14 protein-coding genes are annotated in these 13,647 nt (G+C 70.0%); 8 read left to right on the forward strand and 6 right to left on the reverse strand.

Annotated elements, in window-relative coordinates; genetic code table 11:
• Positions 1–28 precede the first annotated feature (28 nt).
• The 4 genes from A9X04_RS17990 to A9X04_RS18005 all read left to right on the forward strand — a co-directional run bounded on the left by A9X04_RS17990 (position 29) and on the right by A9X04_RS18005 (position 3,024).
• Positions 29–772, forward strand: a complete 744-nt coding sequence (locus tag A9X04_RS17990) for an MBL fold metallo-hydrolase (protein WP_067923268.1) — start codon at positions 29–31, stop codon at positions 770–772.
• Between the two features lie 49 nt (positions 773–821).
• Positions 822–1,340: a phenolic acid decarboxylase gene (locus tag A9X04_RS17995; RefSeq protein ID WP_067923345.1), complete on the forward strand. Its 519-nt coding sequence runs from the start codon at positions 822–824 to the stop codon at positions 1,338–1,340.
• A 79-nt stretch (positions 1,341–1,419) separates the two neighbouring features.
• A complete protein-coding gene (locus A9X04_RS18000) occupies positions 1,420–1,983 on the forward strand; it encodes an arsinothricin resistance N-acetyltransferase ArsN1 family B (protein ID WP_067923348.1) in 564 nt (187 codons plus the stop codon).
• A gap of 255 nt (positions 1,984–2,238) precedes the next feature.
• Positions 2,239–3,024 (forward strand): DUF6065 family protein, encoded by a 786-nt coding sequence (locus tag A9X04_RS18005; protein ID WP_067923271.1) that lies wholly within the window; start codon positions 2,239–2,241, stop codon positions 3,022–3,024.
• Between the two features lie 3 nt (positions 3,025–3,027).
• Here the strand turns inward: A9X04_RS18005 and A9X04_RS18010 are convergent, their stop codons facing one another.
• A complete protein-coding gene (locus A9X04_RS18010; RefSeq protein WP_067923274.1) occupies positions 3,028–4,473 on the reverse strand; it encodes an FAD-dependent oxidoreductase in 1,446 nt (481 codons plus the stop codon).
• Complete coding sequence (locus tag A9X04_RS18015; RefSeq protein WP_067923279.1) at positions 4,470–4,877, reverse strand: hypothetical protein; 408 nt, start codon at positions 4,875–4,877, stop codon at positions 4,470–4,472. Before A9X04_RS18015 ends, A9X04_RS18010 begins: the two co-directional genes overlap by 4 nt.
• A 95-nt stretch (positions 4,878–4,972) precedes the next feature.
• On the opposite strand from A9X04_RS18015, the gene A9X04_RS18020 reads away from it, so the two are divergent.
• The 3 genes from A9X04_RS18020 to ilvA are packed head-to-tail and all read left to right on the forward strand — an operon-like array spanning position 4,973 to position 7,315.
• Positions 4,973–5,545, forward strand: coding sequence for a TetR/AcrR family transcriptional regulator (locus tag A9X04_RS18020; protein ID WP_067923281.1), 573 nt, complete (start codon positions 4,973–4,975; stop codon positions 5,543–5,545).
• 10 nt (positions 5,546–5,555) lie between these two features.
• Positions 5,556–5,993: a nitroreductase family deazaflavin-dependent oxidoreductase gene (locus tag A9X04_RS18025; RefSeq protein WP_067923284.1), complete on the forward strand. Its 438-nt coding sequence runs from the start codon at positions 5,556–5,558 to the stop codon at positions 5,991–5,993.
• Positions 5,994–6,031: 38 nt separating this feature from the next.
• Positions 6,032–7,315 (forward strand): threonine ammonia-lyase, encoded by a 1,284-nt coding sequence (gene ilvA, locus A9X04_RS18030; protein ID WP_067923287.1) that lies wholly within the window; start codon positions 6,032–6,034, stop codon positions 7,313–7,315.
• Between the two features lie 29 nt (positions 7,316–7,344).
• Here the strand turns inward: ilvA and A9X04_RS18035 are convergent, their stop codons facing one another.
• Positions 7,345–8,034, reverse strand: coding sequence for a pyridoxamine 5'-phosphate oxidase family protein (locus A9X04_RS18035; RefSeq protein WP_067923289.1), 690 nt, complete (start codon positions 8,032–8,034; stop codon positions 7,345–7,347).
• Positions 8,035–8,069: 35 nt separating this feature from the next.
• Here A9X04_RS18035 and A9X04_RS18040 point away from each other — a divergent pair, with 35 nt between their 5' ends.
• Entirely contained in the window at positions 8,070–9,398 is a 1,329-nt protein-coding gene (locus A9X04_RS18040; RefSeq protein WP_067923292.1) for an aminotransferase class I/II-fold pyridoxal phosphate-dependent enzyme, read from the forward strand.
• A 5-nt stretch (positions 9,399–9,403) separates the two neighbouring features.
• On the opposite strand, the gene A9X04_RS30515 is transcribed toward A9X04_RS18040, so the two are convergent.
• From A9X04_RS30515 to treY, 3 genes are read right to left on the reverse strand one after another with little or no spacing between them, the layout of a single operon-like run.
• On the reverse strand, positions 9,404–9,553 hold the full coding sequence (locus tag A9X04_RS30515; protein ID WP_156764405.1) for a hypothetical protein: 150 nt from the start codon (positions 9,551–9,553) through the stop codon (positions 9,404–9,406).
• 58 nt (positions 9,554–9,611) lie between these two features.
• Entirely contained in the window at positions 9,612–11,354 is a 1,743-nt protein-coding gene (gene treZ, locus A9X04_RS18045; RefSeq protein ID WP_067923294.1) for a malto-oligosyltrehalose trehalohydrolase, read from the reverse strand.
• On the reverse strand, positions 11,347–13,647 hold the full coding sequence (treY, locus tag A9X04_RS18050; protein WP_067923297.1) for a malto-oligosyltrehalose synthase: 2,301 nt from the start codon (positions 13,645–13,647) through the stop codon (positions 11,347–11,349). The genes treZ and treY overlap by 8 nt, the downstream gene beginning before the upstream one ends.

Below are 13,647 nucleotides of genomic sequence, written 5' to 3' on the forward strand. Positions count from 1 at the left end.
AAGTGCATCACCGACATAGGGTCGATGGGTGGGCCTGGTAATCGATGCGATGCCCGAACTCGGTATCACCCGGATTTCGCGGTGGGTCTTCAACTGCTATGTGATCCACAACCAGGGAAGCGCGATCATCGTCGATGCCGGATTGCCCTCTGCGGCAGCCGATCTGGCACCCGTTCTGGACCGGCTCGGCGGAGATGTCCACGCGATCGTCGCCACTCACGGCCATAGTGATCACGTCGCCGGCGCCGCCCGTCTCGCGGCGAAGTATGGGGCACCGATTCATCTGCCCGCGGTGACGATGAAGTATCTGGCGGGCGAGCGCCCGCGGACCCCCAGCGCGGCTCGCGTCGCCCGCATCTGGCCCACGCTGATCGACCAGCCGCTGGACCGGATCGGCGTGGTCGGGCTGCTTTCGGGCGCCCGCTCCGCCGGCTATGGGACCGCCGGGATGCGTTGGTCCGGTCCACCACCGGTCCGTGCGCTCGCCGACGCTGAACCGTTGCCCGGTGCCCCCGACTGGCTGATCCTGGCCACCGCGGGCCACACGGACGACAGCATCGCGTTCTGGAACCCGCTGAGCCGCAGCCTCATAGCGGGTGACGCCGTTCTCAGCGCGGGCGGGCGGGCATGGCACACGCCGGAAACGGTCGACGACGCCGTCGCCGCGCGCACCCGTGAACGTCTGGAGAAGCTTCCCGTCGCCCACCTGCTGCCCGGACACGGCCGGGTGGTGCACGCCACGACCACGGTGTGGGAGGGACAACGCCGGTAACGTCGTGCCCGACCCGCCCAACCAATCGGCCACCGAACGGAATATCACCATGACCACCGTCGACAATCCCATTCCGCCGCAGGACTTGTCGGGGATCGTGGGACATCGGTTCATCTACACCTACGCCAACGGCTGGCGTTACGAGATGTATGTGAAGAACGACCGCACCATCGACTACCGGATTCATTCCGGTCATGTCGGTGGCCGCTGGGTCAAGGGCCAAGAGGTGGACCTGGTGCAGCTGGACGACGACAGCTACAAAATCTCGTGGACCGAACCCACGGGGACGTCGGTGGCCGTCAACGTCATGCCCGGCAAGCGGCGCATCCACGGCGTGATCTTCTTTCCGCAATGGATTCGGCAGCACGGCGAGCGCACGGTGTGTTTCCAGAACGATCATCTCGAGGAGATGCACGCCTACCGCGACGCGGGGCCGACCTACCCGATCTATGTCGTCCCCGAATTCGCCTACATCACGCTGTTCGAGCCTGTCGGTACCGACGACGAATCGGTGATCGACGTGGCCCCGGGGGAGCTTCCGCCGGGCTGGGCCGACCGCAGAGGTTGATCGTGGAACGCGCCACCATGAGCGGTGACCGCCGGCCCGACGACGATGCCGACCCAGAACTGTTGTTCTCATGATCCGAATGGCGACGCCCGACGACGCAGCCGCAATCGCCGACATCTATGCGCCATATGTGCGCGACACCGTGATCTCCTTCGAAACCGTGCCGCCGACCGTCGACGAGATGCGATCCCGATTAATCACCACGCTGGCCCAGCTGCCCTGGTTGGTCGTCACCGATGCAGGCGTTGTGAGGGGTTTCGCCTACGCGGGCCCGCACGGCGAGCGGGCCGCCTACCGCTGGTCTGTGGACGTGTCGCTCTACCTGGACAGGTCACTCCACCGGCAGGGGCATGGTCGCCGCATCTACACCTCATTGTTCAATCTGCTTGCGGCACAGGGATATAGCAACGCCTACGCCGCTATTGTGCTGCCCAATCCGGCAAGCGTCGGCCTCCACGAGTCGATGGGGTTCACCCCTGTCGGCGTGTTCGGTGGTGTCGGTTTCAAGAACGGTCAGTGGTGGGACATCGGTTGGTGGCACCGCCCATTGGCCGACCGGTCTGCGCGGCCGCACGACCCGCGGCCATGGTCGCAGCTGCCTGCCCGCACAGTTGAGGGTCTGCTGGCGGGTCGCACCGCGTAGAACTGCGCCCCGCGGATAGCGCTCGCGCCCCGCGGAGGCGCCGTCACCCGGCCGCGCCGCTCACAGGTACCGTCAAGGTTCGGTCGCAACACTGGCTCAACGTCGGACGCGCTGAGTTCACCGTCTGTTCATGAGGAAGGGCATCGGGCCGGGGACCCGAAGGTATGACTTATGCTGTGTCGCTGTGGGGCAGGCCATACGCGCCGCCGTGGCAACCGGCGTCGACCCATCCCGATTTCGTGGCGAGAGCCCGCGATGAATGATCCGTGCGGGGGAAAGACCCGTCCGCTGATCGCGTTCACCACCGGAGCCGACGCGCCGCCGATAATTCCGGCCCCCATCAGCCGGCCCTGGATGTCGCAGATGCGCAACGGTTGGCCGAACCGGTGCTTGCCGATGCTCATCGCGAACCAAAGTGGCTGGGAGGTGCGCAACCCGTGTGCATTCACCGCCACCTGGATGGGTGGCGACGACAGCATGGGGGTGATCATCGCTCCCGACCGGCGCGACGCCGGCCAATTCCTGCCCGTCAGCCACTTCGGTCACGGCATCGTGACCTGGCATCTGCCGATGCTGTTTCGCACCCCGCCCGGTTACAACCTGTTGGTCCGCGGTCCCGCGAACCACCCGAAGGACGCCGTGTCCCCGCTGGAGGGCATCGTGGAAACCGACTGGGCCACGTCGAGTTTCAGCATGAGCTGGCAGATCACCCGGAAGATGATGCCGGTGCGGTTCGAGGTCGACGAGCCGATCTGCATGATCGTCCCGCAGCGGCGGGGCGAGCTCGAGGAATTCGCCCCGGAAATCAGGCCGATCGCCTCCGACGAGGAAGTGCGCCGCAAGCACGAGTTCTTCCTGCGTTCCCGTAACGAGCTGGGGCAGGCGCAGGCCGCGACCAACACCGCCCTGGGTGAGAAGGTGCCGTGGCAAGGCGACTACACGCGGGGCAAGCATTCCGACGGCGAGCCCGGAGCCTCCGATCACCAGACGCGCATCCACCTGCGCCCGTTCGTTGCGTCAGACCGCGAGACGCAGCAATAGGGCTCACGCCGAGCGCGTCGCGGCCGGCTCGGCGATTCGCGTCGGCGCATGTGCGGATGGTCCGGCCCACGCGATGTATGCGTCAGGGCGCACCAGCACCGCCGGCCCGCGATCAGCCCGCTCGGCCTGCAGCAGCCCGGGAGCCTCCACCGGCGGGGCCCCGTGTTCGCGCACGAGGACGAAGCCCCCGCCCCGCTGCAATTCGGTCAACCGTCCCCGTACGAGCGGGATCTGCGTGGCGCGGGTGCCGACCAGCCCGCGGCGGCCATAGCGCAGCGTCGTGCGCGCGAAACTGCCCGCCACCACATCCCGCACCGCCGGAATCCGAAGCAGTCTGGGCGCCAATAGGTTCCGCATCCATCGTGTCGGCCGCGGATGCAGCGTGGCGGCGCGGGCGACCAGCCCGGACTGCATCAGGACCCGCCTACCGATCGGGTGGCGTTCGTCGTGGTAGCTGTCCAGTAGCCGCTCGTCGGCCCCGCCGAGCACCGCGTCGATCTTCCAGGCCAGGTTGACGGCGTCCTGAATGCCGGTGTTCATGCCTTGACCCCCCATCGGGGAGTGCACGTGCGCGGCGTCGCCGGCCAAGAACACCCGCCCGTGCCGGTACTGCTCGACTTGCCTTTCGTCGCAATGGAATCGGGACTTCCAGCTGACCTCGAGAACCCTGTAGTCGGTGCCCATGCCCCGCGCGAGGACGTCGACGATCTCGGCGTCCTCGACCGGCTCGCCGTCGGGCACCTGATGGGCGCGGTCCCACACCATGGCTCGGTACCACGTGCCCTCCCCGTCGTGGCGGTCGTAGGGGGCCAGGAAGGCCAGGACGTCACCGGGGGCCGCGACCGTGAGGCCCCCGCCGGTGGGCCCGTCCGCCAGCTTGACGTCGGCCAACACGATCGACGTCAGCACCGTCTTGCCGGGGAATCCGGCGCCCACCAAAGTTCGGACCGTGCTGTGCGCGCCGTCGGCACCGATCACGTACCGCGACCGACACGTCAGCCGGTGCGCGGGATCGTCGTCGTCCTTGGGGCGGGCGGTGACCGCCACGCCGTCGGCGTCCTGCTCGAGCGCGATCAACTCGATGCCGCGCCGGATGTGCGCGCCCTGAGCCAGCGCGTAGCGGCGCAGCGCCGCATCGACGTTGGTCTGCGGAGTGACCAACACGAACGAGTAGGGCGATTCGAGATGGGTGAGGTCGATCTGCGCGCCGGCGAACAGCCGTACGCGCGGCGCGCGATGTCCGACCGCCAGCAGGTCGTCGGCCAGGCCGCGGGCGTCGAGCAATTCCAATGTGCGCGCCATGGTGGCGAACGCCCGGCTCGACGGGTTCTCCGTCGGCCAGCGTTCCAGCACCGTGACCGACCGCCCGGCACGCGCCAAATCGCCCGCGGCCGTCAGGCCCGTGGGGCCCGCCCCCACCACCAGAACGTCGACGTCGTGGGCGGTCATCGCGCCGCTCCTTCCGGCTGCGGGTACCAGCGGCGGATGTCGGCGGGCGTGGACTGCGCCGCGCGGTTGAAGACGAAGCGGCAGCCTGGCTGGGTCGCGTGCGCGGCGTTGACGACCGACTCGAACAGCAGGGTGTTGCCGGCGACCAGGCGAATCCCGGCCCCGATCAACACCGCGTCGTAGCGCTTGGCCTCAAGCCGCCGCCGGACCTTCTCGGCGCCGGCCGCGCCGAAACCGATCAGGCAGTTGTCGACGTCGTAGCCGGCGGCACGCAGCGCGGCGACGTTGTCGTGGTTGGCCGCCCGCAGCGTGTCCCTCGACAGCCCCCCGAATTGCGCGAAGTCCGGCGACGAATAGTCGATCACGTCCGGGTCCAGCCCGATCTGGATGACGGTCACGGTCATGGGGCCCTCCTCGCAAGTCGAGTTCAACAATTGTTGAACTCGACGGTAGGCCTGGCCCCTGGCCGTGTCAACAGTTGTTGAATACACTTTCGGTCATGTCCGCGAAAGCCCGCGACGGGAAGATCACGCGCGCCACGATCCTGCGCGCGGCGCGCGCACAGTTCTCCACGCAGGGCTTCGAGCGGACCACCATCCGCTCGATCGCGGCGGAGGCCGCCGTCGACCCCGCGCTCGTCATGCACTACTTCGGCAGCAAGGCGGACCTGTTCGCCGCCGTGTCGCGGCTGGAGGTCCGCTTTCCCGACCTGTCGGGTGTCGCCCCCGAAGACCTCGCGGACGTGCTGGTGCCGCTGTTCGTCCAGGTCTGGGATCCGCACGGCTCCTTCCTGCCGCTGCTGCGCGCGGCCGCGACCAACCGCACGGCCGCCGACACCCTGCTGGCGGTGTTCGTCGAGCAGGTCGCCCCGGCGCTGGCCACGGTCACCCCCGACCGCGCCGTCGAGCGGGCCGCGCTGGTGGGCTCCCAGGTGCTCGGGATCGCGATGGCGCGCTACGTCGTCGGCGTGCCGGCGCTGGCCGACATGGACGACGCGACGCTGACGGAATGGGTGCGCCCGGTGCTCGCGCGCTACCTGACGGGCCCGGCGCCCGTGGGGCCCGCCGCATAGAGTTGGTGGCATGCCACTTTCAGGGGAATACGCGCCGAGTCCATGGGACTGGGCCCGCGAGCAGGCCGAGAAGTACGAGCAGTCGGGCGGGACCGAAGCCACGGACATGAAGGGGAAGCCCATCATCGTGCTGACCACGATCGGCGCCAAGACGGGCAAGCTGCGCAAGACGCCCCTGATGCGGGTCGAGCACGGCGGCGAGTACGCGATCGTGGCCTCCCTCGGCGGGGCCCCGAAGCACCCCGTTTGGTACCACAACGTCGTCAAGAACCCACGGGTCGAGCTGCAGGACGGCGCCGTCACCCGTGAGTACGACGCCCGTGAGGTGTTCGGAGACGAGAAGGCGGTCTGGTGGGAGCGCGCCGTCGAGGCCTGGCCCGATTACGCCGAGTACCAGAAGAAGACGGACCGCCAGATCCCGGTCTTCGTGCTGACCCCGGTCGGCTGAATTCCGGACTTGATCGGCTGGCATGGCACCATTGATCAGTGTCCGCCGAATTGAGCCATAGCCCGAGCGTCGCGCCGCTGTGTGCGGCTGACATCGACGGCGCGGCCAAGCGGATCGCCGCGGTGGTCACGCCGACCCCGCTGCAATTGAGTGATCGGCTGTCGGCGATCACCGGTGCGAACGTCTACCTCAAGCGGGAAGACCTGCAGGTGGTGCGCTCCTACAAGCTGCGCGGGGCCTACAACCTGCTGGTGCAGCTGTCCGATGAGGAGCTGGCCGCGGGCGTGGTGTGTTCGTCGGCGGGCAACCACGCGCAGGGCTTCGCCTACGCGTGCCGGACGCTCGGCGTGCACGGCCGCGTCTATGTGCCCGCCAAGACCCCGCAGCAGAAGCGGGACCGCATCCGCTACCACGGCGGGGAATTCATCGAACTGATCGTGGGCGGAACGACCTATGACCTGGCCGCGGACGCCGCGCTGGCCGACGTCGAGCGCACCGGCGCCACACTGGTGCCGCCGTACGACGATCTGCGCACCATCGCCGGTCAGGGGACCATCGCCGTCGAGGTGCTGGAACAGCTGGATAACGAGCCCGACCTGGTGGTGGTCCCCGTGGGCGGCGGTGGCTGCATCGCCGGCATCACCACCTACCTGGCCGAGCGGACGACGAACACCTCGGTGCTGGGCGTCGAACCGGCCGGGGCCGCGGCCATGATGGCCGCGCTGGCCGCCGGCAAGCCGGTGACGCTGGACCACGTCGACCAGTTCGTCGACGGTGCCGCGGTGCGGCGCGCGGGCACGCTGACCTACGCCGCGCTGGCGGCCGCCGGTGACATGGTGTCGATCACCACGATCGACGAGGGAGCGGTGTGCACCGCGATGCTGGACCTCTACCAGAACGAGGGCATCATCGCCGAGCCCGCCGGCGCGCTGTCGGTCGCGGGACTGCTGGACGCCGACATCGAGCCCGGCTCGACGGTGGTGTGCCTCATCTCGGGCGGCAACAACGACGTGTCGCGCTACGGGGAGGTGCTGGAACGCTCGCTGGTCCACCTCGGCCTCAAGCACTACTTCCTGGTGGACTTTCCGCAGGAGCCCGGGGCGCTGCGCCGGTTCCTCGACGAGGTCTTGGGACCCGACGACGACATCACCTTGTTCGAGTACATCAAGCGCAACAACCGCGAGACCGGTGAGGCGCTGGTGGGGATCCAGCTGGCGTCCTCGGCCGATCTGGACGGCCTACTGGCGCGGATGCGGGCCACCGAGCTGCACGTCGAACGCCTCGAGCCCGGCTCGCCCGCCTACCGCTACCTGCTGTTCTAGCCCAGCGAGCGTCCGCATTCGTACGCGCTTTACGGCGTGTCGCCGTGCAGACACGGACGCTCGCGCAGTCGGGGGAGGTATGCCGGCACCGGCGTGGCGGGATCCAGGTCCCCGGCCGGCACCGGCGGCCCGGCCGTCACGCTCAGCGGCACCACCCCCGCCCAGTGCGGCAGCGCGCAATCCTCCGGGTCGTCCACCGGCCCTCCGGTGCGCACCTTGGCCGATACCTCCACGAGGTCGAGCGCGAGAACGCCGGTGGCGGCCAGTTCGCGCGGGTTCGGGCCCCGGCAGTCGGCGGCGCGCCCGGGCGCGAGGTGGTCGAGCAGGCCGGCGAGAGCCCGCCGTTTCTCCGCCTCGTCGTCGACCGCGCGCGCGTCGCCCAGCACGACCACCGAGCGGAAGTTCACCGAATGGTGCATGGCGGAGCGCGCGAGCACCAGCCCGTCGACCAGGGTGACGGTGACGCACACGGGCAGGCCATCCGGCGCGGCGCGGGCCGCGAGCAGGGGGCCGCCGCCGGTGGAGCCGTGCAGGTAGAGCGTCTCGCCGAGGCGGGCATGCGTCGTCGGCAGCACCACCGGCCGGCCGGCGCTGAGGTAGCCCAGGTGGCAGATCAGCGACGCGTCGAGGATCTGGTGGACCGTCTCGCGGTCGTAGTGCATGCGCTCGCGGTAGCGCGTGGGTGTGGTTCGCGGCGTCGGCTGGTATCCGGTCTGCATGGCCTTTGCTTTCGTACTAGTACATAATTGGTAGCGTGTCAGTACAAAGCAGCATAACCGGGACGGGTGCGGACTCCATAGCCGCCAGCATCGAAGAGGCGATTTCGGCGGGTTCCCTGGCGCCTGGGGATGCGCTGCCGCCCGTCCGTGAGCTGGCCGCCCGCCTCGGCGTGAACGCCAACACCGCCGCCGCGGCCTACCGCCTGCTGCGTCAGCGCGGGGCCGTCGAGACCGCGGGCCGGCGAGGTACCCGGGTGCGGCACCGTCCGGCGACCACGCCGCGGTCACTGCTGGCGCTCGACGTCCCCGCCGGGGTGCGCGACCTGTCGACCGGGAATCCGGACCCCGCCCTGCTGCCCCTCGCGGGGGCCACCCTGGCCGGACCCGTTGCGGGCCGCCCGGTTCTGTACGGCGAGCCGGCGATATCGGCGGCGTTGGCCGAGTTCACCCGGGCGGCGCTCTCCGCCGATGGCGTTCCGGCCGAGCACCTCGCGGTGACCAGCGGCGCCCTCGACGGCATCGAGCGCGTCCTGACCGCGCATCTGCGTCCCGGCGACCGCGTCGCCGTCGAGGACCCGGGCTGGGCCAATCTGCTTGATCTGCTTGCCGCCCTCGGACATTCGGCCGAGCCGGTCCGGGTTGACGACGACGGGCCGCTGCCGGCCGACCTGGCGCGGGCGCTGGCCCGCGGGGTGCGCGGGATCGTCATCACCAATCGCGCCCAAAACCCCACGGGGGCGGCACTATCCGCCGACCGCGCCGAGGCGCTGCGGCGACTGTTGGCGCAGCGGGCCGACGATCTGCTGCTCGTCGAGGACGATCACTGCGCGGGCATCTCCGGCGCCCCGCTGCGCACGCTGGCCGGCACGACCCGGCACTGGGCGTTCGTGCGGTCCGCGTCCAAGGCCTACGGACCCGACCTGCGCGTGGCCGTGCTCGCGGGCGACCGCCGCACCGTCGAACGGGTGCACGGCCGCCTGCGGCTCGGCCCGGGCTGGGTGAGTCACCTGCTGCAGGACCTGGCCGTCCGCCTGTGGTCGGATCAGGCGGCCACGCGACTCGTCGCGAAGGCCGAGCGCCAGTACGGCGAAACCCGCCGGCGACTGTCCGCCGCCCTCGCCGAGCGCGACGTCGTGGCGCACGCGCGCTCCGGACTCAACGTCTGGGTCCCCGTGCCCGACGAGACCGTCGCGATCACCCGGTTGCTCGGCGCGGGCTGGGCGGCTGCCCCTGGCACGCGGTTTCGGATCGGCACCCCGCCGGGGATCCGCGTCACCGTCGCGGACCTGACGGCCGACGAGATCGCCCCGCTGGCGGACGCGATCGCCGCGGCGGTGCACGGCGCGGGCCGCCCCAGCGTCTAAACGCCTTAGGTGCGACCGTTTCCCAGACCGGGGCCCGTCCACAACAGGACCACGCTGCGCTCCGGCGGCATCTCGTCGAGCGCGACCGGCGGAGCCGGCGTCGTGTTCTTCTTCCTCAGCAGGCCGATACACCGGCCGAATGCGGATCGATTCATGGGCGAATCATCGACGGTCGCCCGGCGCGGCCGCTCACCGTTATCCACAGCCGCGCCTTTACGTCTGGGCGCGCACCGCCAGGATGGCGAAGGACTGGCCTTCCAGCACCGTGTGGTCGGCGTCGACCGAGGGATCGCCCCAGGCCAGGACCACGTCACCGGCGACGGGCACCTTCACCGCCTCGGGCCCGAGGTTGCACACGATGCGCAACCGCCCGCGCGACACGCTGATCCAGCGCTGGTCCTCGTCGTAGTCGACCGTGAGGTGCTCCAGCCACGGGTCGGCCAGGTCGGGGTCGCTGTGCCGCAAGGCGATCAGCTCGCGGTAGAGCCGGTGCACGCGGCCGTGCTCGCCCGAGTCGACCTCGTCCCACTTGAGTTTCGAGCGCCGGAACGTCTGCGGGTCCTGCGGGTCGGGGATCTCGTCGGCATCCCAGCCGTGTTCGGCGAACTCGGCCTTGCGCCCTTCGGCGGTGGCCTTGGCCAGCTCCGGCTCGGGATGCGAGCTGAAGAACTGGAACGGCGTCGACGCCGCATACTCCTCACCCATGAAAAGCATTGCGGTGAAGGGCGTCCCGAGCGCAAGCGCGGCCTTGATCGCCAGCTGCCCGCCGGTCAGGTTCTGTGACGGCCGGTCCCCGAGCGCCCGGTTGCCGACCTGGTCATGCGTGCAGGTGTACGCGACCAGCCGGGTGCCGGGGATGCCCGACTTTTCCGTGGTGTCCAGCGGCCGGCCGTGGCGGCGGCGCCGGAACGACGAATACGTGGCCGCGTGAAAGTATCCGTGGCGCAGCGTTTGTCCCAGCGTGGCCAGCGACCCGAAATCCGCGTAGTAACCCTGCCGCTCACCCGACACCGCGGTGTGGATGGCGTGATGGATGTCGTCCGCCCATTGCGCGGTCAGGCCGTACCCCCCACGGTCGCGCGCGGTGATCAGCCGCGGGTCGTTGAGGTCGCTCTCGGCGATCAGCGACAGCGGACGGCCCAACTGCTGCGACAGCCAATCGGTTTCGGTCGCGAGCTCCTCGAGGATGTGGATGGCCGTGGTGTCCACCAGGGCATGCACGGCGTCCAGCCGCAGCCCGTCGGCGTGGAAGTCGCGCATCCAGCGCAACGCGCACCCGATGATGTAGCGGCGTACCTCGTCGGAGTCGGCGTCGGCGATGTTGATGCCCTCGCCCCAGGGGTTGCTGGCCGACGACAGGTAGGGCCCGAACTTCGGCAGGTAGTTGCCCGACGGGCCGAGGTGGTTGAACACCGCGTCGATCAGCACGCCCAGACCCCGCGCGTGGCAGGCGTCGACGAACCGGACGAGGCCGTCGGGGCCGCCGTAGGGTTCGTGCACGCTGTACCACAGCACCCCGTCGTATCCCCAGCCATGCGTTCCGGCAAAGGAATTCACCGGCATCAGCTCGACGAAGTCGACGCCCAGGTCCACCAGGTAGTCCAGCTTCTCGATCGCGGAGTCGAAGGTGCCGGCCTCGGTGAAGGTGCCCAGGTGCAGTTCGTAGATCACCGCGCCCTCGACCGGCCGGCCCTGCCAGTCGTCGTCGGTCCACGCCGCGCCGGCCGGGTCCCACAGCTGCGAGCGCGCGTGCACGCCGTCGGGCTGGCGGGGTGAGCGCGGGTCGGGCAGCACGGTGGGATCGTCGTCGAGCACGAACCCGTAGCGGGCATCCGGCGCCGCGTCGACGGTCGTGTGCCACCAGCCGTCGTCGGCGCGCGTCATCGGGTGCACCCGGCCCTCGACGTCGAGCCGGACCGACTCCGGTTTGGGTGCCCAGACGCGGAATTCAGTCATGGTGACGCTCCAGCAGTACGACGGGCAGGTCGGCGAACAGCTGCGCTGCCGAGGTCGGGCCGTCCGCGACGGCACCGGTCAGGGCGTCCTTCCAGGTCCCGTCGGGCAGCGGCAGCACCGTGTTGCCCCAGCCGGTTTCGGCCAGCCGCACGGTCCAGCGGGTCACCGCGACCACGATGTCGTCGCCTCGGCGGAAGGCGAGCACGTGGTCGCCGGCGTCGCCGTCGGCCAGGACGGGCACGTAGTGGCCGTGCAGGAAGGTTTCCGGGTGGGCGCGACGCACCCGGAGCGCCGTCGTGACCACCCGAATCTTGGGGTGCTCCAACGCCTTCAACGCGTCGCGCCGGGCCGCGTAGTCGACCGGCCTGCGGTTGTCCGGGTCCACGAGGCTGTCGTCCCACAGTTCCGTGCCCTGGTAGACGTCCGGTATCCCGGGCACCGTCAGGGCCAGCAGCTTCTGGCCCAGTGCGTCGCTGGCGGCGTGCGGGTTGAGCTGGACGACCAGTTCGGTCAGTTGGCCCGCCACCGGGCCGTCGAACACCTCATCCAGCCACCGGTGCACGGCGTCCTCAAACTCGGCGTCCGGGTCATTCCACGAGGTGCGCCAGGCCGCTTCGCGGATGGCCTTCTCGGCGTAGGCGTGCAGCCGCTGGCGCAGCTCTGCGGTGACCTCGCCGCTGACCGGCCACACGCCGAAGATGTTCTGCCACAGGAACTGTCCGGTGGCCCGGTCGGGTGAGGGCGCGTCGACCTCCCAGCGGGCGACGAACTCGGTCCAGAGCGAGGGAACCTGCGACAGCACCCCGATGCGGGCTCGCACGTCCTCGCCGCGCTTGGTGTCGTGCGTGGTCAGCGTCGTCATCGTCTGCGGCCACAGGCGGGCGCGGGCGGCGGCGCTGTGATGGAACTCCGCCGCGCCGACGCCGAACCGGTGCGGTTCGCCGCCCACCTCGTTGAGCGACACCAGCCGGGCATCGCGGTAGAAGTAGCAGTCCTCGCTTGCCTTGGCGGTGACCGCGCCGCACAGCTGCTGCAGCCGCGTGGCCGGCTCGCCGCCGGAGGCCAGCGCCGCGGCGAGCACCTGCAGGGCGGGCCCCAATTCCGGTGCACGCGCCTGGGTTTCGGCGAGCGCGGTCGGCATGATCGCCGACAGCCCCGGATAGTCGCAGCGGTAGACGCCGATATGGGTGAGCAGCGCGGCTACCGCGTCGGGCAGCTGTGGGTGATCGCCGCCGGCCGCCGCCACGACGGCGCGGCACAGCCGGCGCAGTTCGCTGGCCAGCGTGTCGGTGGCCGCGTGGATCTTCAGTTCGGCCAACATCTGCGGCGCCGCGCCGTAGTCCAGGCCCGCCGACTCGACGAGCTCGGTGAGCGCGGGCGCGCCGCTCGGGTCGACGAACACGCCGCCGACCTCACGCAGCACGTCGTAGCCGGTGGTGCCGCCGACGGGCAGGGTGGGCTCGAGCGCCTCGTCGACCGCGAGGATCTTTTCGATCACGATCCACGTTTGCGGGCCAACCGATTCGCGCAACCACGCCAAGTAGCCGCAGGGGTCGGACAGCCCGTCGGGGTGATCGATGCGCACGCCGTCGACGAGTCCCTCGGCCGCCCAGCGGGCGACCTCGGCGTGGGTCGCGTCGAACACCGCGCGGTCCTCCTGGCGCAGCCCGGCCAGCGAGGTGATCGAGAAGAAACGCCGGTAGCCGCACACGCCGTTGCGCCAGCCCACCAGCCGGTAGTGCTGGCGATCGTGCACCTCGGGTCCGATCCCCTCCGCGGTGCCGGGCGCCATGGGCAGGGCCAGGTCACCCAGCCGCAGCAGGTCACCGTCGACGTGCAAGTCGGCGGCGTCGTCGTCGGAACCCAGGATCGGCAGCACGATGCGGCCGTCCGCGTCGAGGTCCCAGTCGATGTCGAAATACGTTGCATAGTCCGAGGACCGGCCGTGCGTCAGCACATCCCACCACCACGCGTTCTGCTGGGGCTGGTCGATCCCCACGTGGTTGGGCACGATGTCGACGATCAGGCCGATGCCGCGCTCGCGCGCCGCCGCCGACAGCCGTTCCAGCCCGTCGCGGCCGCCGAGTTCGGGGGAGACCGTCGTCGGGTCGGTGACGTCGTAGCCGTGGTTGGACCCGGTGGCCGCGGTCATGATCGGGGACAGGTAGAGGTGCGACACCCCGAGCTCGTCCAGGTAATCCAGCAGATTTTCCGCGTCGGCGAAGGTGAACGCGAACCCGCTGGCCTCACCCCGCAGCTGCAACCGGTAGGTCGACAGTATGGGTAAGGCCAT

The organism is Mycobacterium sp. E3247, assembly GCF_001667785.1.
In the GTDB taxonomy this organism is placed as follows: Bacteria; Actinomycetota; Actinomycetes; order Mycobacteriales; family Mycobacteriaceae; genus Mycobacterium.